This is a genomic window from Paenibacillus sp. O199 (genome assembly GCF_001636635.1).
In the GTDB taxonomy this organism is placed as follows: domain Bacteria; phylum Bacillota; class Bacilli; order Paenibacillales; family Paenibacillaceae; genus Paenibacillus; species Paenibacillus marchantiae.
This window is the reverse complement of record NZ_LGRP01000008.1, coordinates 210,848-232,906: the sequence shown is the minus strand read 5'-3', so window position 1 is coordinate 232,906 and position 22,059 is coordinate 210,848. Positions and strand designations below refer to the sequence as shown.

Below are 22,059 nucleotides of genomic sequence, written 5' to 3'. Positions count from 1 at the left end.
GGCATGCCCCCTCTTGCTCAGATGAGTTAATTCGACTTGTATGTCAGCTAACTTACCCTGGAATTCCGGGGTTCGTATTCGAATTATAGCTATAAACCTTTAGAAAGCGCTATCTACATGTTATATAACTTTTCGCCTTTACTCCTTTTTTCCAGATATCCGCGTATAATTCAGTAAAAGTGTATATTGTTTGTGTCAGCTTTATGCCGCTATGATAGGATTAAACCACTCGATCCGGGGCTGTACTCAAGGGGGAATGTCATAATGAAGGGACTGCTTACAAGCAAATTTGCGCTGAATGGACTGTTTGTCAAGCTAATGCTGAGCTTCCTCAGTGTCATCCTGATTTTGGCTTCATTTAATCTGTTCTCCCATCTGTACTTAAGCAACAAGGTCTATCAGGAGATGGTCAGACAAAATGAACTCAGCCTTGCGCAGACCGTTGAAGGGTATGAGAATCATTTCCGACTGACCCAGAACATGATTCTGGCCCTCACTCAATCGGATACCTGGACAGCCAACCTGGGCATTTTGAGCCATATTAAGGAGAACCGCCGTTACGATATTCCCGCAGAGGTGAAGTCGGACCTCTCCACGCTGTACGCCAATCCTTTTCTGCATATCGACAATTTCATTCTCTATTTCAAGCAAGAAGACTATGTACTGGAGAAGGAGGGTCTTAGCAGTGCCAGCGATATGTTCGGTAAATATTATTATAGTAAAGAATATCCTCCGGATTACTGGAAAACTCAAACGATGAACAAACAGTTCCTGAAAGTAATGCCTGCGGCAGCTTTTACGGAAAATACCGTTCACTCATCCCGTTCTCTCGGTCAACTGATGCCGGTCATGATGAAAGCCATTCCCTACGAAGATGTGTACGGCATTGTTATGCTGGATCCACAGCGTATGCAGGACACATATGGCGATGCCGCTAATAATCCGTTCTACATTCTGGACAACGAGGGACGCCTGCTTTTTACCACGATGGAGGGGGAACTGCAGAATCCGCAGCTACCTGCAGACGGAAGCAAACATGAACGTATTGGGGATCAGTATTACTTCTATGAAAAAGGTAAGCAAACCGGATTTACCTATGTCCGGGTCACCCAGGCCGCAGTAATCGCCGCGGAAATGAGGGGCATGCAGCTGCTGCTGGCTTTCCTACTTGGCGCTGCTGTGCTGATTAGCGTGATCTCCTCCCTGTTTTTCAGCATAAGATTAAACCAGCCGCTCCAGCGCCTTATTGCCGCTCTGGACCGAAATTCGGACAGCGGACCAGACAAATGGAGCAGTGTAAAAGAATTCGCCATGATCGGCGACCGCCTGAGCTCTATTCTGGAGAATAACCGTTATATTCAAAGCGACCTTGCGCAGAAGAACTCTCTCGTACGCCAGTACGCTTATATCCATAAAGTAAAAAATATACCGCTCAGCTCCTATCTGGCGGAGCTTGAGGATGCCCAGCATTCCGAGCAGCCTTATGTCTCCATTCTGTTCAAGGTGGGCTTCAAATCCCAGCCGGATGAATTCGGGCAGCATACCCTGTTATTATGGAAGCTAATTCAGAGCCTGTTCACTAACAGCAAAACCAATAGCGTTGCCATTCAGCCCGAGCAGGACCAACTGCTCTTGCTACTGTTCGATCCAGGTCCACAGAGTGGTATTCTTCAAGCGTTCGATACACTGAAGGAGTTGCTGGCTGTCGAGGAAACCCTTTACCTGACCATCGCGGTAAGTCCGGTGTATTCAGGAGAAATTCCATTTACCGATGCGTACAGCAATCTGTCCATGTTGTTAAAAGAGCGCAGGCTGAATGGGGAGACACAAGTTATTGTGGAGCCGCGCGCTTCTTCGTCAAATGCCTTCCATGTAAAGGTCACTTATGGGGAGGAACTGCACAACCTGCTGCAATCCGGCAATGAAGAGGCCGTATTCGCTTGGCTGGATCGCCAGCTGGAGCAACTGCAGCACAAGGATGCAGCCGCAGAAGACTTCCGCACATTTGCCATCGGCGCAGTCGAACAAATTGGCAAGACAGTGATGAAGCTGAATTTGACGCACATCGAATCTGAGCTTCGCTCTTCTCCTCCGGGAGAGGCATTTGCTGGTTTCCATTCCATGCAGCAATACAGAGAATGGCTTCAGGCGTTGGCTCAACCGGTACTTGCGGCAGTACGCAGCCAGCTGGAAACGCGTGATCCGGTTATCACCTTTGTGCTGGACTACCTGGATCATCATTATGGGGAAGACATTAATTTGAATATCGTCGCCGACAAGTTGAATTTAACATCGGGGTACCTCTCCAGTATTTTCAAGGAAAAGACTAACATCAACTTCAGCGAATATCTGAACAATCTGCGGGTTGAGCGGGCCAAAGAACTGCTTGTGAATGTAGATCTGCGAATTCAGGACATTGCGACACAGGTCGGCTATCAAAATGTGAATTCGTTCATCCGCATGTTCAAGCGTCGATACGGGCTGACCCCCGGAGAATACCGCAAGCGTCATGCGGGTGATGAGCCATTCATCTCCTCCAGCCATGGCTAACCAGATGTGAGCGGGCAAGAACCGAAGATTGTAAATACACCAGCGTCCGCTCGGAAGCAGGCGCTGGTGTACTGTCAGTTTACATTAGAATTTTGGACAGGTGCATAAGAGCCATCGAAGGAATTCGTTGTTCTTCAGGAATTTGTTCATAGAGCAGATGCCCTTTTCCCGCTTCAATCATTTGTTTGCGCATAGTAGCAATACGACCTTTACTATGATCAATAAAACGAAAATCCACCTGTTTCAAATTTTGCATTTCGGTCATACACTCAAAAGTTTCTGCCTTTATCCCCTTATGTATCTCTTTCAGTTCCAGCACCTCCAATTGATCCGCAGTCCACAGGTTCTCAATCTCTTGCAGAGACTTCATGAAATCCAGTTCAAGCTGCCGCAGATTTTTCATGTGCGAGAAGTCGCACAACCGCTCAATCTTGGGTAGCGAAAGGTGCAGAAAGACCAGATGATGTAATGCTCCTACTGCATCGATCTCGGTCAGATTCTTTACGGACGATAACCTCAGCATACGGATATTCGATTCAGCCAGTACTTCGAGTGAACCAGCCAATGTACAGTGATCGAGAGCCAAATACTCGATAAATGGTAAGTCTACAACAAAATCAAGCTGATCAATGTCACAGTTCAGGACGAGGGTGCTCAACCGAATGCAGTCCTCAATCGGCGAGATATCGGGAAATTTCCCGCTAAGTGCGAGGTAATTCAAGTATTTGTAATTCCGGATGAAGTTTAGGTTTTGCTTTTTGGGTGAGCGAATGTTCAGAAACTCCATCTTTTGCAGCGCACTCAATATACTCAAATCTTGTGTTTGCTTGAGATCCAGCTGCAAAGCGGTGACATGTTTTAAACCAGCAAGTGCCTCCAGAAACTCTTCTGAATACCGCCCCTTCACATCTGTATTGGACACATTTAAAATCAAATCGGGTCGTTTGGCAAACACATGTTCATCCAGTGTTCGCAGATCATGCATCTCGTCCAGCCCGACAACAAAGCTAATCGTAGCCCTGTTCCGCAGTTGTACGATAGCCTTGTCCATTTTATCCTCGTTCCAGGGAACTCCACTCATCGAAGCGGCCCACGGTTCGTTCATTACTGGTCACCCTCCAATTCTCTGATACTTATCCATGTCTAGCTTTCCTTTAATTGTAAATCAAGAAGAGTACATTGAGAAGTCGGATATTCGATTGCAATACTGTATTCTGCACTCTGTACTCGGTAACAACTGGTGTATTCATGAAAATGGGAAAGAGATAATCTTTTAAAATCCATAATGTTACATCTAAAGAACATTTATCCAATATAAAGAGATATCTATTTGAAAGAGGGGTGAAATCTGATGAATAGTTCATTAATAGGTCCTGGAACAGGACTTATTGCCATTGCTGCGGGTGTAATGATGATTGCTACTTCCAAAAACGAAAAGCGGATAGAAAACAGCTTCATCTACAAACACGGCTTTAAACCAGGCTACGAAGATAAAGCTCGCAGAACATCAATACTGGCGAATCGCGTCGCAGGGTTCGGTTTGATTCTGATTGGTCTAGCTGCGATCGGAATTATCTAATACCTGTTAGAAGCTTGAAAGCTCATTTCGTGGTTACTTATCACCTGAAAACTCTGCTATAATACCTCCAAGTGTTATTCCCCAAGGGGAGATCAGGATGGAGGATAATCATCATGAAGTTTGCTAAACGTATGGAACATTTCAGTGAGGGGATATTCACACGTTTGCTGGAAATCAAGAGGCAACGACTGAAGAATGGAGAACCTGTCATCGATTTAAGTGTAGGCACACCCAATATTCCCCCGGCCCAACATATCATGACAGCTTTATGCGAGGCAGCAGCAGATGCTTCAAACTATACATATGCTGTAAATGATCAAAGCGAATTGCTGCAAGCAGTCAGTGAATGGTACAAGCGCCGTTACCATGTTGAACTGAATCCGAAAACCCAAATTTGCTCCTTGCTTGGATCACAGGAAGGTCTCGCCCACATCTCTTTGGCGATCGTTGATGAAGGAGATCTGGTTCTTGTACCCGATCCTTGTTATCCGGTCTTTGCTGATGGACCTCTACTTGCAGGAGCCGAGCTGTATTATATGCCCCAAAAAGAAGAACATGGATATGTTATTCAACTTCAGGACATTCCTGAAGCTGTTGCGCGCAAAGCAAAATTCATGCTTGTATCCTATCCCAACAATCCGACGACAGCAATGGCACCCGATCAGTTCTATCTGGATCTAATTGATTTTGCCAAGAAATATGACATTATCGTTCTTCATGACAATGCATACAGCGAGCTAGTGTTCAATGGGAAAACGTGCGGTAGTTTCCTTGCTTATCCCGGGGCGATGGATGTCGGCATTGAATTCAACTCGTTATCCAAAACCTATGGATTGGCTGGGGCACGAATCGGCTTTTGTGTGGGGAACCCGGATGTGGTATCTGTGCTTAAAAAGTTGAAATCCAACATGGATTACGGCATGTTTCTTCCGATTCAGAAGGCAGCCATTGCTGCAATCACAGGGGATCAGAGTGAAGTTGAGCGGGTCAGAGATATCTACGAGGAGCGCAGAGATATTCTTTGCGAAGGATTCAGCAACCTCGGTTGGCATATTGCCAAACCCGAAGCCAGCATGTTCATCTGGAGTCGGATTCCAGACCACTACGATACCTCAGAGCAGTTTGCCATGGATCTGGTTACACAAGCGGGTGTAATCGTAACGCCTGGGAGTGCATTCGGACCTTCGGGTGAAGGATATGTGAGATTCGCTTTGGTTCAGGATAAAGAGACGTTGCAGCAAGCGATCCTATCGGTAGATAACAGTGGAATGCTAAGAGAAAAAACAACGAAGTTATAACACAAATGAAAAAAAACTATCATAATAAAATATCCCCTCTAGGTAAGCAGTGAGAAAAGAGAACATGTCTACATGAACTCAACACTGAAAACCAGAGGGGATTTTTTATTTAAGGATCGAATGTTTAAGCTGATTTGCGCCAGTTGGAACGATACATTAAATAAAGGAAATACGGCGTTCCAATGATTGCAATTAACAATCCGGATGGAATCTCGGTTGGTGCCATAATGGTCCTTCCGATTGTATCCGCCAGCACCAGCATCACTGCACCGACCAAAGCCGACAGAAACATCGACCGTCTTAACTTGTTTCCCGTCAACAGACGGACCATATGTGGGGCAATTAGCCCGATAAACCCAACCGTTCCCACACAGGCGACTGCACCTGCGGCAAGCAAAACACCAACGGTCATAGCCAGCAGACGCGTCCGACGAACACTCAAGCCAAGACCGGAAGCACTATTATCGTCGAATACCAACAGTTCGAATCTTCGCGCCAGCCACCACGCAAGCGGGATCAAAATCAACAGGAACACCCCAATGATCTTCACTTGATCCCACGTACGTGCATAAGTACTGCCTGTTAGCCAGATAAAACCGCTACTGCCATATACAGCGCCGCGAACAATCAGAACCTGAATGCCTGCGCCTGCAATTGCAGACATGGCGATACCCAGCAATACAACTGCGGAAGGATTGAGACCCTTCTTCCAGGACAAAGAGAATACGACTGCTGCAGCGAGCCCTGCCCCAACAATCGCCGCTATAGGCAGCAAGAACACCGGAAGACCAGGCCATAGGATGATGACCATCATCGCACCCAAGCCTGCACCTGACGATACGCCCACGATGGACGCGTCAGCAAGCGGGTTGCGAACGGCCATCTGAATAAGCACACCGCTGATCGCCAGCGCAGCACCTGCACCTGCGGCGACAAGAGTTCGCGGAATGCGAAGCTGCACAATGGCCGAGTATAGCCCATCCGATTGAAACAGGCTTGGCAGAAGATCAGCCATTGGAATGCGCATCCCGCCAAACATCGTACTAAGGAGAACCAATGCTAACGTTAGTACCGTAAAGATAATAGCAATAGGGCCGAATGCCCAGCGACGCGAACGTGCTCCTGTGCTCATTGAGGTAGACATGCCTGATCCATTTGCTGCCTTCATGCGTGTAAGTACAAGCCAGATTAGCCATGGTGCACCAATGATTGCCATCACGGCCCCTGTCGGCAACTCCAGACTGGAGTTATGAACCATCTTGGCAAGTACGTCTGCACCGACTAGCAGTGCTGCGCCCCACAAGAAAACACCAGGCAATAACAATCGATTTGAACGAATTCCACTCAATCGAACCAGATGAGGTGCCACCAAACCCACAAAGCCAATTGGCCCAATTACACTGACAATGACCGCAGCCAGCAACACAGCAATAATTAACCCCGTGGCACGGGCCATGCCTACTTTTTGCCCGAGTGAGGAAGCAGTTGATTCATCCAGTTCCAACATATCCCACTGCCGGGATAAAACCAGGGCAACGATCGTAATTCCAATGACCCAAGGCCATGCGTAAATTACACCGCTCCAGTCATTCTGAACAAGCGTTCCTGATCCCCATAGAAATAATGCCTGAGTCTCCTGAGAGAAGAAAATATGCAGCGCGCTTGTAAAAGAACCAAGTACCATCGATACAATCATGCCGGACAGCGCAAGTCGCACCGGACTTGACGTTCTCCCCCCGCCCATGAAGTAGGCTGCGGCAGCTGCCAGTAATCCACCGAGTACGGCGAAAAGGAAAGGCGATTGCTGCATCAAGCCTGGGAAAAAAATCGTTCCCAACACCACGACAAAATAGGCCCCCGCATTGATGCCGAGTGTGTCCGATGCCGCGAGCGGATTGCGTGTAATGGTCTGTAACAACGAACCAGCAACAGCAAGCGCCCCTCCAGCGAGTATACCGATTACTGTTCGCGGCATGCGCAGATCCCAGATCATATTATGTTCCAGTGTGTCCTGCCTGCCCATAAGTGAATCTACAACCGTATGGAGTGGAATTGAAGCTTCTCCATAACACAGGCTTACAAAAAAAAGCACGATGAGAGCGGTTAGACCGCCCCCATAAATGCTTAATGTACGCCAGTTAAACACTGGTCGGGAATGTTGGACCGAACTCATTGGGTAATCGCTCCAACAACCCCGTCAACCAGAGCTTTGGACGAGATAGGTCCACCAAACGTCCATGTTGTGCTATCCAGTTGATAAGTGCGTTTATCTTTGACAAAATTCAGACCTTTCCATACTGAATTGTCTTTCATTGCTGTGCCAAAAACGTCATCATCCGGTTGTGTGATGTAGATGAAGTTGCTGTCCTGAACAGCAGGCAAGGATTCAATACCTACCGTTGAGAAGCCATATCCTTCAATCTTGTCCGGCTGCCAGTCGTTAACCAGTCCAACCTTCGCCAACGTGCCAATTACGACAGCGTTATCGGTAAACATGCGAAGACTTGCTGCATTTTGATACGTAAATGCTTGTGTCAGTACATAATGGAATTCCGATTTGTCGGCAGCAGCAAGTTTATCTTTGGCTTCTGTATAGTGCTGATCGAGTTCATCGAGTACCTTCTTCGCTTGGTCTTCTTTTCCAAGAGCAACCGCGATATTGTTGAACGTTTCCGTCATTTTGTCATAATTATAGCCATCACCCGTATACAGGTCATATTCAAGCGTTGGTGCAATGGCATTGAGCTGATCATAGATATTCGAATTGGAATTGGCGATAATCAAATCCGGCTTCAAAGCTGCAATCGCCTCCAGATTTGGCTCGTCACGTGTTCCAACATCCGTCACCGTGTCATCCAAAGCTGCTTCGGAAGTCACATAGACTTTATAGTTGGCGTTATCTGCACTACCTACTGGCTGAACACCCAGTGCTACTACATCTTCCGTATATGTCCATTCCAGTGTAACAACTCTCTTAGCTGGTTTGTCCAGTTTGAGCTCTCCACCACTATGTTTAACTGTAACAGGACCTGCTGTCTCTTCAGTCGGCGTGCTGCCGGAAGAGGCATTTTCATTTGTATCTGTTGTGCTGCTGGCTTTACCGCAACCTGTCAGAGCAAGCGCCAAAACCGTCAGCAATAAAAATCCGTTTAAGCTTTTTTTCATATCCTACTTCTCCCCTATTTATATGTATTTATATGATAACAATTATCATTATCACTAATGGATTATCCCGTAGGATTGCGATTTTGTCAATTCAAAAGAGTTATTATTTTCATTTTGCAAAATCTTCACTGTCACAGCATAAACAGAAAAAAATGAAAGAACCCGCATTCAAGGCGGGCCTGGATCACATCGAGTCTTTTGAAATGATGTTAGAATGCACCGTACGACGATTTAACTCAACTGCATCGTTGTGATGCACGTATTATCTTCTTCATATGTAGATAACTGTGTCTCTGCAACCTTTCCATCATGCACCACACGAATGAGGTATGACTTATCTCTGGCTAACCAAAAATCCATAAAACCGTTGGAGCCGGCCTTCATCTCAGCATCCTTCATAAGCGTATTTCCTTCAGAGTCATGAATCGTCACAATGAACTTCTTATTCTTCATTTCGCCCTGACATCCGGTCAGGCTATGAATTGCACAAGGATGAGTCTGATCCACATAGGGTGCAATGGAAAGGAAAAACTCCTTTTCAGGCAAGTCGTAGGTTGTCGTTTGGTTACCTTTATCCGTGACGATTAACTGGGTGGCATTAATGGAAGCCGATTCCGGTGTCTCCTTGCCTGTACTGATATCTTCTACTAATTTCTTAATATTGGGTGCTTCCGCGTTACCTGCCTCTTCTGTCCCCACATTGTTTGCAATAAGGAACGTTCCCAGTACAATCACAGCAACAAAACTGACAATAATCCAAATGGCTTTTTTCATTAAGTCCTCATCTCCTTATCCTTCTTATTTCATTATAAGGGAAAATACACCAACATTTAAGTGAATAAACGCATACAGCTGGAATGTAAAGGTTTTGATATAAAAAATCCTGGAATACGATGGTCGACTCATGTTCTGCACGATACTAATGTAGTAACCTATCATGGCTTGTCCCTGTGCAATCCTATATAATAACCATAAATTATGGAAATCATTTCGAACATTTGAATCCATTATACGTGTCTAACTTATTCTAGCTTGAGGATCAGGAGGAATTTCCAATGAAGTGGTACCGTGTACATAAAGAAAAACCGAATACACCCTATTCTATCGACTGGAACGGATTAATACCGAAGCATATCGCTATTATGATGGACGGAAATGGAAGATGGGCGACAAGAAGAGGGCTGCCCCGAAGTGCCGGGCACTATGCAGGAATGCAGACGATGCGGGAAACGATAAGCATGTGCCACAAAAACGGGATTGCTTCGCTCACTCTGTACGCCTTCTCTACGGAAAACTGGAAAAGACCCAAGGAAGAGGTTGATTACATCATTAGTTTGGTGGTCGAATTTGTACAGGATACAACTGTTCAGGAACTGAATCAGAATAATATCAAAGTTAATTTTATCGGTGATATCTCAAAATTCCCAGAAGAAACACAGGAAGCGATGCGCAAAGTGGTGGAACTAACCCAAACGAACAGCGGGATGGCTGTGTATTTTGCGATGAATTATGGGGGTAAAAACGATATTGTACAAGCGATCAAAACGTACATCGTAGAAAATAATGAAGAAAACAAAGAAACCTCGGAAATCTCCGAGGCGGATTTTGAAAAGTTTTTGTATACCGGACTCAATCCTGCCCCCGATCTGCTGATCCGAACCAGTGGGGAGAAACGGTTAAGCAATTTTCTATTATGGCAAGCCGCTTATTCCGAGCTCTGGTTCACGGATGTGATGTGGCCGGATTTCAATGAGCAATTGTTATACGAATCCATTCTGGATTATCAGCAGCGCAAACAAAGAGCTTTAGACGATATCACACAGTAATATCAACTTGTTTTTGCCGATCCTGAGCTTAAATGACTTTTTAACCAGGGATGGATAATAGGGAGAACGGTGCTGGGCTGCATGGCTTTGGTGTGATCCATATCCGCTCCCTTGATGATTTCGACGGTCCAGCCGAGGTTTTCAAGAACGGATTTATGCTTTTGCAATCGTCCAGCGATATCCACCGTCACATTCCCAAATTTCTCACCGTACACAATCGTATCTTTCTCTCCTGCAAAAGCCAATCTGGGGATATTCAACTGAGTTTGAATACGTTGGTCATCGAAATCAATTAAACCTTGATACAAGGTCGCAAATTGTTTCGTTTGAGCCGGATCGATCTTTAACTCCAAGTTGTCCCAATCCAATTGATCCGGACTCAATTCTTCAGCTTTCATTAGGGTTTCTGCTGAGTGTATTTCTCCCGTTTCTTCATACTGCTTCAATGCTCCCTCATATGTCTTGATGGTCACTACTCTCATTTCCTCATACGGCCCCTCGTATGGCGGGAATCCTCCCATAATGAGACTTTCCATTCGGTCAGTCCGCAGGGCTAACTGCAGCCCGGCGAGAGCCAGCCAGGAGTATCCATAATAACTAAATCGATTCACATTCATCTGATCCGCAATTCGTAACAAATCCTGAGCGATATATTCGGGCGTAAAATGTTCCGGATGGGGATGTGCCATATAGTGGCCTTCATAATCAAAATGCAGGATCTGAAATTCATCGGAAAGTCCGTCGATAAACTTTGCACCCAATTCAGGATCAACCCCCCATAACTTTAGGGTTTCAGCTTCTTGTCCAGTTACGGACTTTTTGGATATGGGCAGCATTATGACACTACGATCTTGCGCTCCCGTCAGACCCACTTCAAGCTGCGAGCCATTTAACAATGTAATCATTTTCTGCAATTGAACCAGTCCTTTACTGTTGATATCCTCAGTGTATAACATAGATGCAATCTTTCGGTTTTCATTATAAAGTGTTGATAAAATATGGACTTTGGCGCGTTGTATGTTAGTGTAGCACTTGAAGGTTTTACTTGAAGCATGAGGAGAAGAAACATGAACCGAACATATACACCTGGGCAGATTGCCACAAGGCTGGATGTAAGTACAACTACACTGCGACGGTATGAAAAGGAGAACCTGATTCCTGACGTTCCACGGACCGCCAGCAATCACAGGTACTATACCCCTGTTCATCTTCAGGCGTTTGTCGCCATTCGTTTATTATTGAAAGGGTATGAGATTCCCGTTGCATATGAGGTTATGAGAAAAGTAAAACAGGGTGATACAATCGATGCCCTCTGACTTATAAACCAACAGCTGTACAACAGCCAACTGGAGAAGCAACGAATGGAAGACATATGGAAGACATATGGAAGATGGTGCAACAGGTGGATTTTGCTAACGATCGAAAGGTTGGAACGACGGAGGCGGTGACGATTGGAAAAGCTGCCGAAGCAGCCGGGGTCAACACTTCTGCTATCAGGCATTGGGAAACAGAAGGCTTGATTTGCTCCGAAAGAGACCCTAACAACGGTTATCGAATGTATACCCGAGCCGAATTAAGAAAGATATTGGTCATTAGCAGTTTAAGAAAATCCGTCTACTACATTGAACATATGAAAGAGCTTCTGAACACTGTCGGCACGCAGGATTATACACAGATTAATAATGCCTTCCAACTGGCTCTGCAAAAGCTTAACAGCCAACTGTCCCTGCAATTTGCAGGCGTGAAGGAACTTATGACATATATTGAATTATTTCAGGAACCACAGGGGTAACTTATTGGTTAGTTGAGATTGGATGTTTTAATAAAAAAAGCCCGACACATGTTCGAGAAATTATTCTCAATACCGGTCGGGCTTCTTACTGTTACTTCACGTTCTAACATGCTGATTTACAGGGTAGAAATGGCTTTGTTTTTCTCAAAGAACCTTGCATTATGGGACGATACTCCTGCCATATCGGAAGCGGTCGGCTCCAGATAGAGCTTGGCACTATTCACTGCGAGTACGGCATCATTAAATGCACCAGCAATCAGACGGACTTTGCTTCCATAGGTAATGAAATCACCTGCTCCGAAGATTCCCGGCTGACTTGTGCACATTCGCGGATCAACCGAGATACCGTAATCTTCACGTTCCAGTCCCCAATGGACCAGGTTACCGAAATCACGATCGTATCCATGACTTACAACCACTTCATCCACTTCAATTGGCATGATCTCCCCATTGTCTACATGGGCAAGTTCGACGCGGCCTATTTTGTCTCCTGTACCATATAAGCGCGAGATGCTGTAAGGAGTCAAGACTTGGGCAAAAGCTTTCATCTGGGCAACAGGCAGCTCATGTGCCGTAAACTCCTGGCGTCTGTGCACCACAATAACCTCCCGCGCCAATCCCTCCATTTCATTCGCCCAATCTATTGCGGAATCCCCGCCTCCCGAGATCAGCACACGTTTATCCTTGAATCTGGACAGATCCGTAATGGTATAGTGTAGATTCGTCAGCTCATACCGATTTGCGCCTTCAATATCCAGCTTCTGAACCTGCGTCATGCCTCTGCCTGCACATAACAAAATCGTACGCGTGTAATGACGCTCTCCTGTCTTTGAGGTGAGTACAAATACTTGATCATCGCGTCGTTCCATCTGAGCAATTTCCTGGCCGAATACAATGGTTGGATCGAAGGTTCTTGCCTGTCTTTCCAGGGAATCAATCAATTTCTCACAACGAATCGGATCAACTCCACCTACATCCCAGACCAGTTTCTCCGGGTACGTGCGCATAAATCCGCCCAATTCCTCTTTGGCTTCAATGATTTTGGTACGCATGGCTCTCATCCCGCTGTAAAATGCAGCATACATTCCTGCCGGTCCGCCACCAACAATCGTTATATCGTAAATGTCCAATTGCTGCTCTGCTTCAGTATTCATCTAGGGCACCAACTTTTCAACGACATAATCCAACAACTTGGCCGACCCAATAGGGCCCACACCTGTTACAAAATCACTCGTTTTCAGCGGAAAGACATGATTGTCTTTCACGGCGTTCAAGCTCGCCCACACTTTGCTTTCTTTCAGGTTATCCATGGATTGCTTCGTATCATAGCCTTTCAGCGTCCTGTCTTCTAGAAATATATAATCCGGGTTCATTTCCGGCAAAAATTCCAGGGAAAACTGGCTAAACCAATCGGTAGAGTCTTTGATGACTTCAGGGCTGTTCAGACCCAAAGTATCATAGAAAAAGACACTGCTGCTTCCTCCTTTGGGACCCATGAAACGGTAACGATTGTGCTCTACTCGAAGAACCAGCACGGTTTTGCCGCCGATGGCTTGAGAAATTTTCTCCTGTGCCTGCTTCGCCTTCTCATCAAATTCAGCCAGCACTTTGGCAGATTCCTCTGTCTTGTCAAAGACAGCAGCCAACTTCGGCATGGCAATCTGCATTTCACTGTTGGAATCCAGAGCCACCGTTGGAGCAATCTTGGATAGTTCATCATATACGCCTTGCTCCATACCTACGCCTGCGGTAACAATTATATCTGGTGACAACGTCAGCAATTGTTCATAATTATATTGATATTGTTCCGCTTCAATCATTTGGACCCCGTGTTCCTCAAAATAAGACGCACGATAGTCCGGTTCAATCTCCGGAACAAATATAACCATCTGCGGTGTAACGCCCATCTCGATCAAGTACTCGGCATAGATGGAATCTAGTACAAGCATATTTTGAGGATTCGTAGGAATCGTCACCTCTCCAAACTGATCCCGAACAACTTTCGTCTCATTTTTCTCTGCCGTTTTTGCTGAAGCTTCCACTTCTTTATCAGAAGAACCGGAACAGGCGGAAAGCACCAAACTTAGTGCCAACAGCACCATTCCCAAACCCTTAAACCTTCGTGACATGATCTACTCGCCCCTTATGTAATATTGATAATGATAATTATTATCAAATACTAGCAAATAGGAAGAGATCCTTCCATAGGAGATGGTGCGTATTTAGTTGGATTATTGTGCTCTACCATACATTGGTGACCAGACTATTCACAATTTCATTCAAAATCATTTGCTGTCCAATAATTCCACGGCCATCCACCCACAGGCGAGTATCCACGAGAAATACCCTGTTGTTTTTTACAGCCTTCAAGTCATTCCATTGAGAGCTCTCCACTAACTTCTTCATATTTTCTTGAGCACTAAAGTGCTGCATAACTCGTTTCTCCACAAACAGGTAATCGGGATTAGCTTTGGCCAACAAGTCGAGTGAGCAAGGATTAAACCACGCCTCCCCTGACTGCAGCGGCTGTGGCAGAGTTAAACGGAGCTGTTCGTACAGTAAATGGGACACCCCATTAGAATGACCACCCAAATATCGATAACCGAACGGTTCTACCCTCAGCACCATCACGGTAGAGGAAGATTGGACAAGATGCTGTAGTTGCTGCTGTGCTGCGTTCACTTCCAATTTCATCTGCATATGCAGTTTATGGGCTGTATCTTCTCGATGAAACACGCTTGCCAGTTGATGGAGCAGAGCCTCCACATCGTTATTTAAACCGGTTATAATGGGTGCAATTGTGCGCAGCTTTTGCTTGATCTCTTCTGTCCAAAAATTTCCCACAATCCATTCGGGCTGAACTTGCCGAATCTGTTCCACATCCAGCTCATATTGCGACACTTCCATCATCTTCACCTGATGCATGTCAAATAGTTCACGTAGATGTTCAGGCAAAAGCAAGGGAGTTACTACAACCGCATGTGGAATAACCCCCAAGTGAATCAACACTTCCGCACAAAGCGGGGAAAGACATACGATTTTACGCTGGGGTAGCGTTTGTGCATAATTTCTCGGGGACACACCCGTTAACTGTTTGAAACGACGACTGAAATAATGAGCATCCTCGAATCCGGTCTTCTTCGCAATGTCCTGAGATGTTGCCGTTGATAACAACAGCTCCTCTTGAGCACGATAGATCCGGTAATGAGCCAGATAATCCAGAGGCGGCTTTCCAAAGCGCTCACTGAATTTGCGGGAATAATGCCAGGGACTGATGCCTGCGATCTCAGCCAATTGCTTGCGTGTGATGACCTGTTCATAATGCTGCTGCATGTAATCCACAGTGCGGAGAATGCTTTGTTCCACGGTCGGTTCCTCTTCTAACAGCTCCCGGTATACATGTTGCAACAGTTCATACACCAAAAGCTGATTTCCTACACGGATTACATTGGGATTAGGAGAACCATCTCCATTCCAATGTTGGCTAAGACTCGCCAGTGTGCCACCGGTTAATTTTACTTTTTGATACGTGTCCCCTGACGGTACATGCCATTCATATTTCACTACTTCACCTCGGTCTGGGAACATCGCGTATGTATCGAACTGAACATGCCATCCGGCCAGATCCAGATTGCCACCCTCAATCACTTCAATCACGGTGTTTTCTTGCACTGCAACTAACTCCCCATAAGATACCTGAACCCTATGTCCATTAATATTCCAGATCGCTCTCCCATCGAGGATGAGTAGTAAAGCATGACTAGGAAAGTGATGCAGCTTGCCCGCCGTCATCCATTGGTCTGTCAGTGGCTTAGTTGACTTCCATTGAGCCATCCACTCTATGTTGTTGAGCATTTTTGTTATCCTTTCTGTGGCTGTCCTATTATTAACTCTACAATACACGAAAGCCCGCACCATCAGGTACGGGCTTTTCTTAATTTATACGTGTTTCCGTTCCTTTCCTATCATCCAATAGGTGAGCACACCTGACACACAGAAGGAAATAATCAAACCAACGCAGGCATGTAACAGATTCAGGCTCCCTTCCTCCATAAATAGCGGAATTTCCAGCAGACTTCCGGACCCACCCAATGCAACTGCTTTGACGGACATCAGCCCGAAATACAGTCCTCCTGCAGCACCGCCCAGCAATGCCGAATAAAAAGAGGCCCTCTTTCTCATATTGACCGCATACATCGCAGGCTCTGGGGTACCTAATAAAGCAGTTCCTGTTGCCCAGAAAGCCAGCTTCCTGAATTCCCGCTGTTTGCTTCTTAGCCCAGTAGCGAGTGAAGCTCCTGCTTGTGCAACGAAGGCAACTAACATGACAGGGAGAATGAGGGAGAAACCATTAACCATCAATTCATTGATTATGATAGGTAAAAGCCAGTAATGTAATCCAGCGATCATCATTAGGGAATAAACCGCTCCCAGCAGCATAATTGCTACAATCGGGGCATCATTCAGTAGTGAATCTACCACATCCGGTAAATGCTGATCAATCCAAGTACCAATTGGACCGAGTATCATTAGAACCAGTGGAACTAGAATCAGAAACGTCAACAATGGAGCAAGAATTCCTTTAAAAACTCTTGGGCTTTTTTGCTCAACGACTTTATCCAGATAGGACGCCGCATATATCGTCAAAATCACCCAAATTGAAGCTGAAAAAAAGATCGCTTGTGACACAATGGGTACACCCATAAAATGAACATCCTCTTCACCTGACAATAAAGCGGTCATTTGCGGGTAGAACATTAGTCCGCCAATCGCTGCGGCAACATAAATATTGCTTTTTAACCGATAGGCTGTACTGATGGCTACCAGGATTGGCAACAGATAATATACACTATCTCCAATGGATTTAAATATCAGGAATGTCTGACTATCCATCAGTGAGGATTCGTTAAATAACGTAATGACGGCTAGAACAATCTTGAGCACTGCAGCTCCCAGGATGGCGGGCATCAGAGGCCTGAACACATCGGAAATAAAATATAACAATGATTTTTTACGGGTACGCCTTGTTTCAGGCAGTGCGTCCCCTTCTGCTTTCCCCACTCCCATGCCCTGTAGCGTATTATTTAGTTGGGAGGACTCGTCCTCATATGCTATGGAGCAATAATCGCCTGTTATACGAATATCGGCGCCAAGATCCAATACATCAGATACTGATAGATCCATTCGAGTACGGTCACGCAATGTCAGCGTTGTGGTATCCATGTCATGCTGCACATGACGAATATTTTCCTTTCCCCCTGCGAGTTTCAATAGTGCTTCGATTTGCTTGTCATTCATATGTACCTTCTCCTTATGCTGCGGTAAACCCGAGTTTTATGATATGCCCTTATCTATATACACATTTCCATGAAAAAACTTCAATAGGATAAAAAAACTAATTCCCCTTTTATTTCATGGTTTTTGCGCAAGGTACAATGACCTAATCAAAATAAACAGCAAAAGTATATCCAACACACCGCATAGCAAACGAATGAGATTCACCAGACGCGGAGATTCTACCTATGGAGTTCATAAATTTGATAAAGTTTCACTGATTCTTAGACGCCTGCAAGGTTATATACACAAAGAAATCTAATATCTGAAATCTATGATCCAAGGAGCTGGTCATTTGCAATATTACAGACATAGTGCAGAGGAGACACTTCAGGACGTTCAGAGTTCCACTAATGGGCTCACAACCTCTGAGGCTGAGAAGAGACTGCAGACGGAAGGCTATAACGAGTTAAAGGGAAAAGCTGCAACCCCCATCTGGAAGCTATTTATTGAAAATTTTAAAGATCCTATGGTTATCGTGCTGCTGATCGCGGCCGCTGTTCAGATCGTCCTTGGACACCTGATCGAATCGCTAATCATTTTTCTCGTCATTCTGTTAAATGCGGTAATCAGCGTTGTGCAGACCAAAAAGGCCGAAAGTTCTCTGGATGCACTCCGGCAAATGTCTGCTCCCGAAGCCAAAGTCATTCGTGACGGGCAGAAAAAAACGATTCCCGCGCGGGAACTTGTTCCCGGCGATATTGTCTTGCTGGATGCAGGGGATTATGTCCCGGCAGACGGCCGTATTTTGGAATCAGGCAGCTTGCGCATCAATGAAGGTATGCTGACAGGAGAATCCGAAGCAGCGGAGAAACACACAGATGCCATCCCAGAAGAAGCTCCGATCGGTGACCGTCGCAATATGGCATTCAGTGGATCACTGGTGGTGTATGGTCGGGGTACGCTCGTCATTACGGGTACAGCGCTGAAAACGGAAATCGGCAAGATTGCCGAATTAATTGAAAATGCAGAGGCGAAGGAAACTCCGTTGCAACGGAAATTGGAATCCTTTAGTAAGAAGCTTGGCTTCTTTATCCTAGGCTTGTCGATTCTTATTTTCGCCATCGAAGCAGGACGTGTCTGGCTAACTGAAGGAACGGAAAATATCGGACCATCCATTGTGAATGCCCTAATGTTCGCAGTTGCCGTTGCTGTCGCTGCCATTCCAGAAGCTCTTTCCTCCATCGTGACGATTGTATTGTCTCTGGGAACGAATAAAATGGCCAAGCAGCACGCCATCATCAGACGTCTTCCTGCCGTGGAAGCCTTGGGTTCTGCCAGTATTATCTGTACTGACAAAACAGGAACGCTCACTCAAAACAAAATGACCGTGGTGGACTATTACATTCCCCATGGCACAAAAGATCAATTCCCCGATGATCCCAAACAGTGGTCTGCAGAGGAACGGCGTTTGTTACATATTGCAGTACTCTGCAATGATTCGAATATTAACCAAGAAGGCAAGGAACTTGGTGATCCCACCGAGGTAGCGCTCATCGCCTTCAGTAACCGGGTGAACAAGGATTACAATGAAATTCGTGACCAGTTTCCGCGTGAAGCCGAGCTTCCTTTTGACTCGGATCGGAAATTGATGAGCACTGTGCACACATTTGAAGGACAGACGGCTTTGCTGACCAAAGGTGGACCGGATGTGCTGTTCAGTCGCTGTAGTCATGTATTTATGAACGGTGAAGTTCAGCCATTGACATCTGAGATTCGCACGCAGTTTGAAGAAAAGAATGAAGCTTTCTCCAAACGGGCCTTCCGTGTGCTAGCCTACGCCTACAAAAAGTTTGATGACAAAAATCAGGTCACGGTAGAGGACGAATATGATCTAACACTTGTTGGTCTGACAGCCATGATTGATCCACCGCGTGAAGCGGTATATGGTTCCATCGAAGAATCCAAGAAGGCAGGCATTCGCACGATCATGATCACTGGCGACCACAAAACAACAGCCCAAGCGATCGGTATTGATATCGGACTTGCAGGCCCGGATGATCTGGCCCTTACCGGAGCAGAGCTGGACAAACTGTCGGATGAAGAACTCGATCAGCAGCTCGAACATATCTCGGTGTATGCACGTGTATCTCCTGAAAATAAAATCCGCATCGTGCGTGCGTGGCAACGCAAAGGCAAGATTGCAGCGATGACCGGAGATGGCGTCAACGACGCACCTGCACTGAAACAGGCAGACATCGGCGTAGCGATGGGCAGCGGGACGGATGTCGCGAAAGACGCGGCAGCCATGATTTTGACGGATGATAACTTTGTCTCCATCGTGAATGCAGTCAGTGTAGGGCGTATGGTATTCGATAATATCAAAAAAGCCATTGCGTACCTGTTTGCAGGAAATCTTGGGGCGATTATCGCCATTTTGTTTGCACTTGTAGTCGGCTGGGTGAACCCATTTACGGCCCTCCAGCTGCTCTTCATCAATCTGGTAAATGATTCCCTGCCTGCTATTGCACTGGGTACGGAAAAAGCTGAACCGGATGTCATGCGGCGGAAACCGCGGGATATCAACGAAGGTATCTTTGCCGGCGGAACATTGCAGGCTGTCATTACACGTGGTGTTCTGATCGGGGTGGCTGTTATCGTGTCCCAATATATTGGACTTGGGATCTCGGAGGAAATGAGTGTGGCAATGGCCTTCACGACCCTGATTCTGGCACGGAGTCTGCAAACTTTTGCAGCGCGCTCCAACACACAGACGATTTTCCAGGTCGGCTTCACCACTAACAAATATGTCCTCGGCTCCATCTTGGTTTGTCTCTGCCTGTATGGAATCACGCTGATTCCAGGGGTTCGCAGCATCTTCGCCATCCCGGCAGCCTTTGGCTGGAATGAGTTCCTTATCGCAGGGGGACTTGCTCTCGCAGCGGTCATTCTGATGGATGTCATCAAGTGGATTCGCAATCGTGGCACACCAGCTACTACGTCCTAAAAATAATCAGATGAAAATGCTCATGTGCAAAAACGACGTCCTGGGTCAGGACGCCGTTTTTGTTTAACCACCCAATGAATTCGTATGACATTATTGCCATATACATAGATTGAGCGTAAAATGGTTTATTGAATTCATAGACAGGAATGGTTACGTGAAAGATAAAATTGTAATGCCTCTCTGGACTTGCTGCCTATTCATCGTTGTGATGAATACCACCATGTTTAACGTCTCTTTACCCGTTATTATTCATGATCTTCAGATTACATCAGACCTGGGGTCCTGGGTCATTTCAAGCTACTCCATTGGTTATGCCTTGTCGACGGTGATTTACAGTCGATTGTCTGACCGTATTCCGGTACGCAAATTGTTGACGGTGGGATTGCTTATTCTGGGCTTATCTTCATTGCTGGGATTATTTGCGCACAGCTTTGCGATCCTTTTGCTGACACGTATTTTGCAATCTGCGGGTGCAGGAGTCATGGCCGGGCTTGGACTTGTCATCGCGAGCCGTTATATCCCAGTGGAACGACGCGGAGCTGCCATCGCACTGATCTCATCAGGAAGTGCCATGGCGTTTGGGCTTGGTCCCATTGTCGGCGGACTCATTAGTGAGTACTGGGGCTGGAATGGACTTTTCGCCATTACGGTGCTTGTCCTGCTTGCACTGCCCGTACTGCTCTATTTTCTCCCGCGTGAAACGGCCAAACTGGAGAATCCTTTTGATATGATCGGTGCTGCATTAACCGTGATTAATGCAACCACCCTTCTGGTTGCCATTACTCAGCAGTCTTGGTTATGGCTGGCCATCGGTGTCATTTCACTTGTTGTGCACATCGTGTATATTCGCAGGGCGAGCCTTCCTTTTGTGAATCCACATGTATTCCGAACACCCGGGTTTACCCGGCTACTGATCATCGGCTTCTGTGTTCTGGTCGTAAATCTGGGGAATCTATTCCTGATGCCGCTAGTGCTCGCTGATCTGTTTGGACGCTCGTCACTGGCTATTGGTCTGCTGATTGCTCCTGGAGCCATCGTCTCGGCATTCTGTACCCGTTTTGTAGGTCGCTGGATCGATCGTTATGGCAATATACGTTTTCTGATGATCGGACACATTTTGCTTGCCGCAGTGCTTGCTCTGTTTATGCTGGGACTGAATCAGTCTGCCCTGATCATCACCGGAGGATATCTCTTCTTCTCCCCGGCACTCTCCGCCTCCATAGCTTCACTGAATAACGAAGCGTCTCGGGTGCTGCCCAAAGCGCAAATCGGTTCCGGTATGGGCTTGCTGCAGTTGATCCAGTTTTTTGGCGGTTCGGTATCCGTAGCTGTCTGCGGGCTTATGCTGCACGGCATTCCGGGTGTTCCGGTAGAGGAAGCCTATCATTATGTATATGGGTGTCTGCTTTTAGTCTGTCTGATCTCGCTTGTCATCGTGGTCTGGCATAACAAAGCTGCACGATCGAACTCTACGGCTACAATGACTGAGACTGGATAGGTTGTAAACTAGGATGTATTCTATATCATTCAATCACAACATTATTTATTCAATTGAGTAAAAGGCTCGC

17 protein-coding genes are annotated in these 22,059 nt (G+C 46.2%); 8 read left to right on the top strand and 9 right to left on the bottom strand.

Features of this window, described 5'->3' with window-relative positions; all coding sequences use genetic code 11:
• The first annotated feature begins 264 nt into the window (after positions 1-264).
• On the top strand, positions 265-2,550 hold the full coding sequence (locus tag A6049_RS14995) for a helix-turn-helix domain-containing protein (RefSeq protein WP_063565421.1): 2,286 nt from the start codon (positions 265-267) through the stop codon (positions 2,548-2,550).
• A gap of 79 nt (positions 2,551-2,629) precedes the next feature.
• Here the strand turns inward: A6049_RS14995 and A6049_RS14990 are convergent, their stop codons facing one another.
• A complete protein-coding gene (locus tag A6049_RS14990; protein ID WP_063565420.1) occupies positions 2,630-3,655 on the bottom strand; it encodes a hypothetical protein in 1,026 nt (341 codons plus the stop codon).
• A gap of 246 nt (positions 3,656-3,901) precedes the next feature.
• Here A6049_RS14990 and A6049_RS14985 point away from each other — a divergent pair, with 246 nt between their 5' ends.
• On the top strand, positions 3,902-4,129 hold the full coding sequence (locus A6049_RS14985; RefSeq protein ID WP_063565419.1) for a hypothetical protein: 228 nt from the start codon (positions 3,902-3,904) through the stop codon (positions 4,127-4,129).
• Positions 4,130-4,242: 113 nt separating this feature from the next.
• The gene (locus A6049_RS14980) at positions 4,243-5,427 is read left to right on the top strand and encodes an aminotransferase class I/II-fold pyridoxal phosphate-dependent enzyme (protein ID WP_063565418.1); all 1,185 of its coding nucleotides are present in this window, start codon (positions 4,243-4,245) and stop codon (positions 5,425-5,427) included.
• 124 nt (positions 5,428-5,551) lie between these two features.
• On the opposite strand, the gene A6049_RS14975 is transcribed toward A6049_RS14980, so the two are convergent.
• The 3 genes from A6049_RS14975 to A6049_RS14965 all read right to left on the bottom strand — a co-directional run bounded on the left by A6049_RS14975 (position 5,552) and on the right by A6049_RS14965 (position 9,366).
• Positions 5,552-7,600 carry an iron ABC transporter permease gene (locus A6049_RS14975; RefSeq protein WP_063565417.1) on the bottom strand — a complete coding sequence of 683 codons (2,049 nt, stop codon included), beginning with the start codon at positions 7,598-7,600 and terminating at the stop codon, positions 5,552-5,554.
• The gene (locus tag A6049_RS14970; RefSeq protein ID WP_063565416.1) at positions 7,597-8,592 is read right to left on the bottom strand and encodes an ABC transporter substrate-binding protein; all 996 of its coding nucleotides are present in this window, start codon (positions 8,590-8,592) and stop codon (positions 7,597-7,599) included. The genes A6049_RS14975 and A6049_RS14970 overlap by 4 nt, the downstream gene beginning before the upstream one ends.
• Before the next feature lie 231 nt (positions 8,593-8,823).
• The gene (locus A6049_RS14965; RefSeq protein WP_063565415.1) at positions 8,824-9,366 is read right to left on the bottom strand and encodes a CueP family metal-binding protein; all 543 of its coding nucleotides are present in this window, start codon (positions 9,364-9,366) and stop codon (positions 8,824-8,826) included.
• A gap of 281 nt (positions 9,367-9,647) precedes the next feature.
• Here A6049_RS14965 and A6049_RS14960 point away from each other — a divergent pair, with 281 nt between their 5' ends.
• Positions 9,648-10,418, top strand: a complete 771-nt coding sequence (locus A6049_RS14960) for an isoprenyl transferase (protein ID WP_063565414.1) — start codon at positions 9,648-9,650, stop codon at positions 10,416-10,418.
• A 2-nt stretch (positions 10,419-10,420) separates the two neighbouring features.
• Here the strand turns inward: A6049_RS14960 and A6049_RS14955 are convergent, their stop codons facing one another.
• Entirely contained in the window at positions 10,421-11,374 is a 954-nt protein-coding gene (locus A6049_RS14955; protein ID WP_240321428.1) for an alpha/beta fold hydrolase, read from the bottom strand.
• 111 nt (positions 11,375-11,485) lie between these two features.
• Here A6049_RS14955 and A6049_RS34510 point away from each other — a divergent pair, with 111 nt between their 5' ends.
• Together A6049_RS34510 and A6049_RS34505 are read left to right on the top strand one after the other, a co-directional pair.
• Positions 11,486-11,734, top strand: coding sequence for a MerR family DNA-binding transcriptional regulator (locus A6049_RS34510; protein WP_342671826.1), 249 nt, complete (start codon positions 11,486-11,488; stop codon positions 11,732-11,734).
• Between the two features lie 56 nt (positions 11,735-11,790).
• Positions 11,791-12,210: a MerR family transcriptional regulator gene (locus tag A6049_RS34505; RefSeq protein WP_342671825.1), complete on the top strand. Its 420-nt coding sequence runs from the start codon at positions 11,791-11,793 to the stop codon at positions 12,208-12,210.
• A gap of 116 nt (positions 12,211-12,326) precedes the next feature.
• Here the strand turns inward: A6049_RS34505 and A6049_RS14945 are convergent, their stop codons facing one another.
• From A6049_RS14945 to A6049_RS14930, 4 genes are all read right to left on the bottom strand, one after another.
• Positions 12,327-13,364, bottom strand: coding sequence for an NAD(P)/FAD-dependent oxidoreductase (locus tag A6049_RS14945; protein WP_063565413.1), 1,038 nt, complete (start codon positions 13,362-13,364; stop codon positions 12,327-12,329).
• The gene (locus A6049_RS14940; protein ID WP_063565412.1) at positions 13,365-14,339 is read right to left on the bottom strand and encodes an ABC transporter substrate-binding protein; all 975 of its coding nucleotides are present in this window, start codon (positions 14,337-14,339) and stop codon (positions 13,365-13,367) included.
• A 112-nt stretch (positions 14,340-14,451) separates the two neighbouring features.
• Positions 14,452-16,065 (bottom strand): helix-turn-helix domain-containing protein, encoded by a 1,614-nt coding sequence (locus A6049_RS14935; protein WP_240321426.1) that lies wholly within the window; start codon positions 16,063-16,065, stop codon positions 14,452-14,454.
• Between the two features lie 84 nt (positions 16,066-16,149).
• Positions 16,150-17,508, bottom strand: coding sequence for a PTS transporter subunit EIIC (locus tag A6049_RS14930; RefSeq protein ID WP_063565411.1), 1,359 nt, complete (start codon positions 17,506-17,508; stop codon positions 16,150-16,152).
• A 331-nt stretch (positions 17,509-17,839) separates the two neighbouring features.
• Here A6049_RS14930 and A6049_RS14925 point away from each other — a divergent pair, with 331 nt between their 5' ends.
• Positions 17,840-20,491, top strand: coding sequence for a cation-translocating P-type ATPase (locus A6049_RS14925; RefSeq protein ID WP_063565410.1), 2,652 nt, complete (start codon positions 17,840-17,842; stop codon positions 20,489-20,491).
• 154 nt (positions 20,492-20,645) lie between these two features.
• Complete coding sequence (locus tag A6049_RS14920) at positions 20,646-21,989, top strand: MFS transporter (RefSeq protein WP_063565409.1); 1,344 nt, start codon at positions 20,646-20,648, stop codon at positions 21,987-21,989.
• The last annotated feature ends 70 nt before the right edge of the window (positions 21,990-22,059 follow it).

What these genes read in the sequence shown, in the direction of transcription:
- A6049_RS14995 (WP_063565421.1), top strand. Translation starts at nt 265, where the DNA reads ATGAAGGGACTGCTTACAAGCAAATTTGCGCTGAATGGACTGTTTGTC.
- A6049_RS14990 (WP_063565420.1), bottom strand. Translation starts at nt 3,655, where the DNA reads ATGAACGAACCGTGGGCCGCTTCGATGAGTGGAGTTCCCTGGAACGAG.
- A6049_RS14985 (WP_063565419.1), top strand. Translation starts at nt 3,902, where the DNA reads ATGAATAGTTCATTAATAGGTCCTGGAACAGGACTTATTGCCATTGCT.
- A6049_RS14980 (WP_063565418.1), top strand. Translation starts at nt 4,243, where the DNA reads ATGAAGTTTGCTAAACGTATGGAACATTTCAGTGAGGGGATATTCACA.
- A6049_RS14975 (WP_063565417.1), bottom strand. Translation starts at nt 7,600, where the DNA reads ATGAGTTCGGTCCAACATTCCCGACCAGTGTTTAACTGGCGTACATTA.
- A6049_RS14970 (WP_063565416.1), bottom strand. Translation starts at nt 8,592, where the DNA reads ATGAAAAAAAGCTTAAACGGATTTTTATTGCTGACGGTTTTGGCGCTT.
- A6049_RS14965 (WP_063565415.1), bottom strand. Translation starts at nt 9,366, where the DNA reads ATGAAAAAAGCCATTTGGATTATTGTCAGTTTTGTTGCTGTGATTGTA.
- A6049_RS14960 (WP_063565414.1), top strand. Translation starts at nt 9,648, where the DNA reads ATGAAGTGGTACCGTGTACATAAAGAAAAACCGAATACACCCTATTCT.
- A6049_RS14955 (WP_240321428.1), bottom strand. Translation starts at nt 11,374, where the DNA reads ATGTTATACACTGAGGATATCAACAGTAAAGGACTGGTTCAATTGCAG.
- A6049_RS34510 (WP_342671826.1), top strand. Translation starts at nt 11,486, where the DNA reads ATGAACCGAACATATACACCTGGGCAGATTGCCACAAGGCTGGATGTA.
- A6049_RS34505 (WP_342671825.1), top strand. Translation starts at nt 11,791, where the DNA reads ATGGAAGACATATGGAAGATGGTGCAACAGGTGGATTTTGCTAACGAT.
- A6049_RS14945 (WP_063565413.1), bottom strand. Translation starts at nt 13,364, where the DNA reads ATGAATACTGAAGCAGAGCAGCAATTGGACATTTACGATATAACGATT.
- A6049_RS14940 (WP_063565412.1), bottom strand. Translation starts at nt 14,339, where the DNA reads ATGTCACGAAGGTTTAAGGGTTTGGGAATGGTGCTGTTGGCACTAAGT.
- A6049_RS14935 (WP_240321426.1), bottom strand. Translation starts at nt 16,065, where the DNA reads ATGCTCAACAACATAGAGTGGATGGCTCAATGGAAGTCAACTAAGCCA.
- A6049_RS14930 (WP_063565411.1), bottom strand. Translation starts at nt 17,508, where the DNA reads ATGAATGACAAGCAAATCGAAGCACTATTGAAACTCGCAGGGGGAAAG.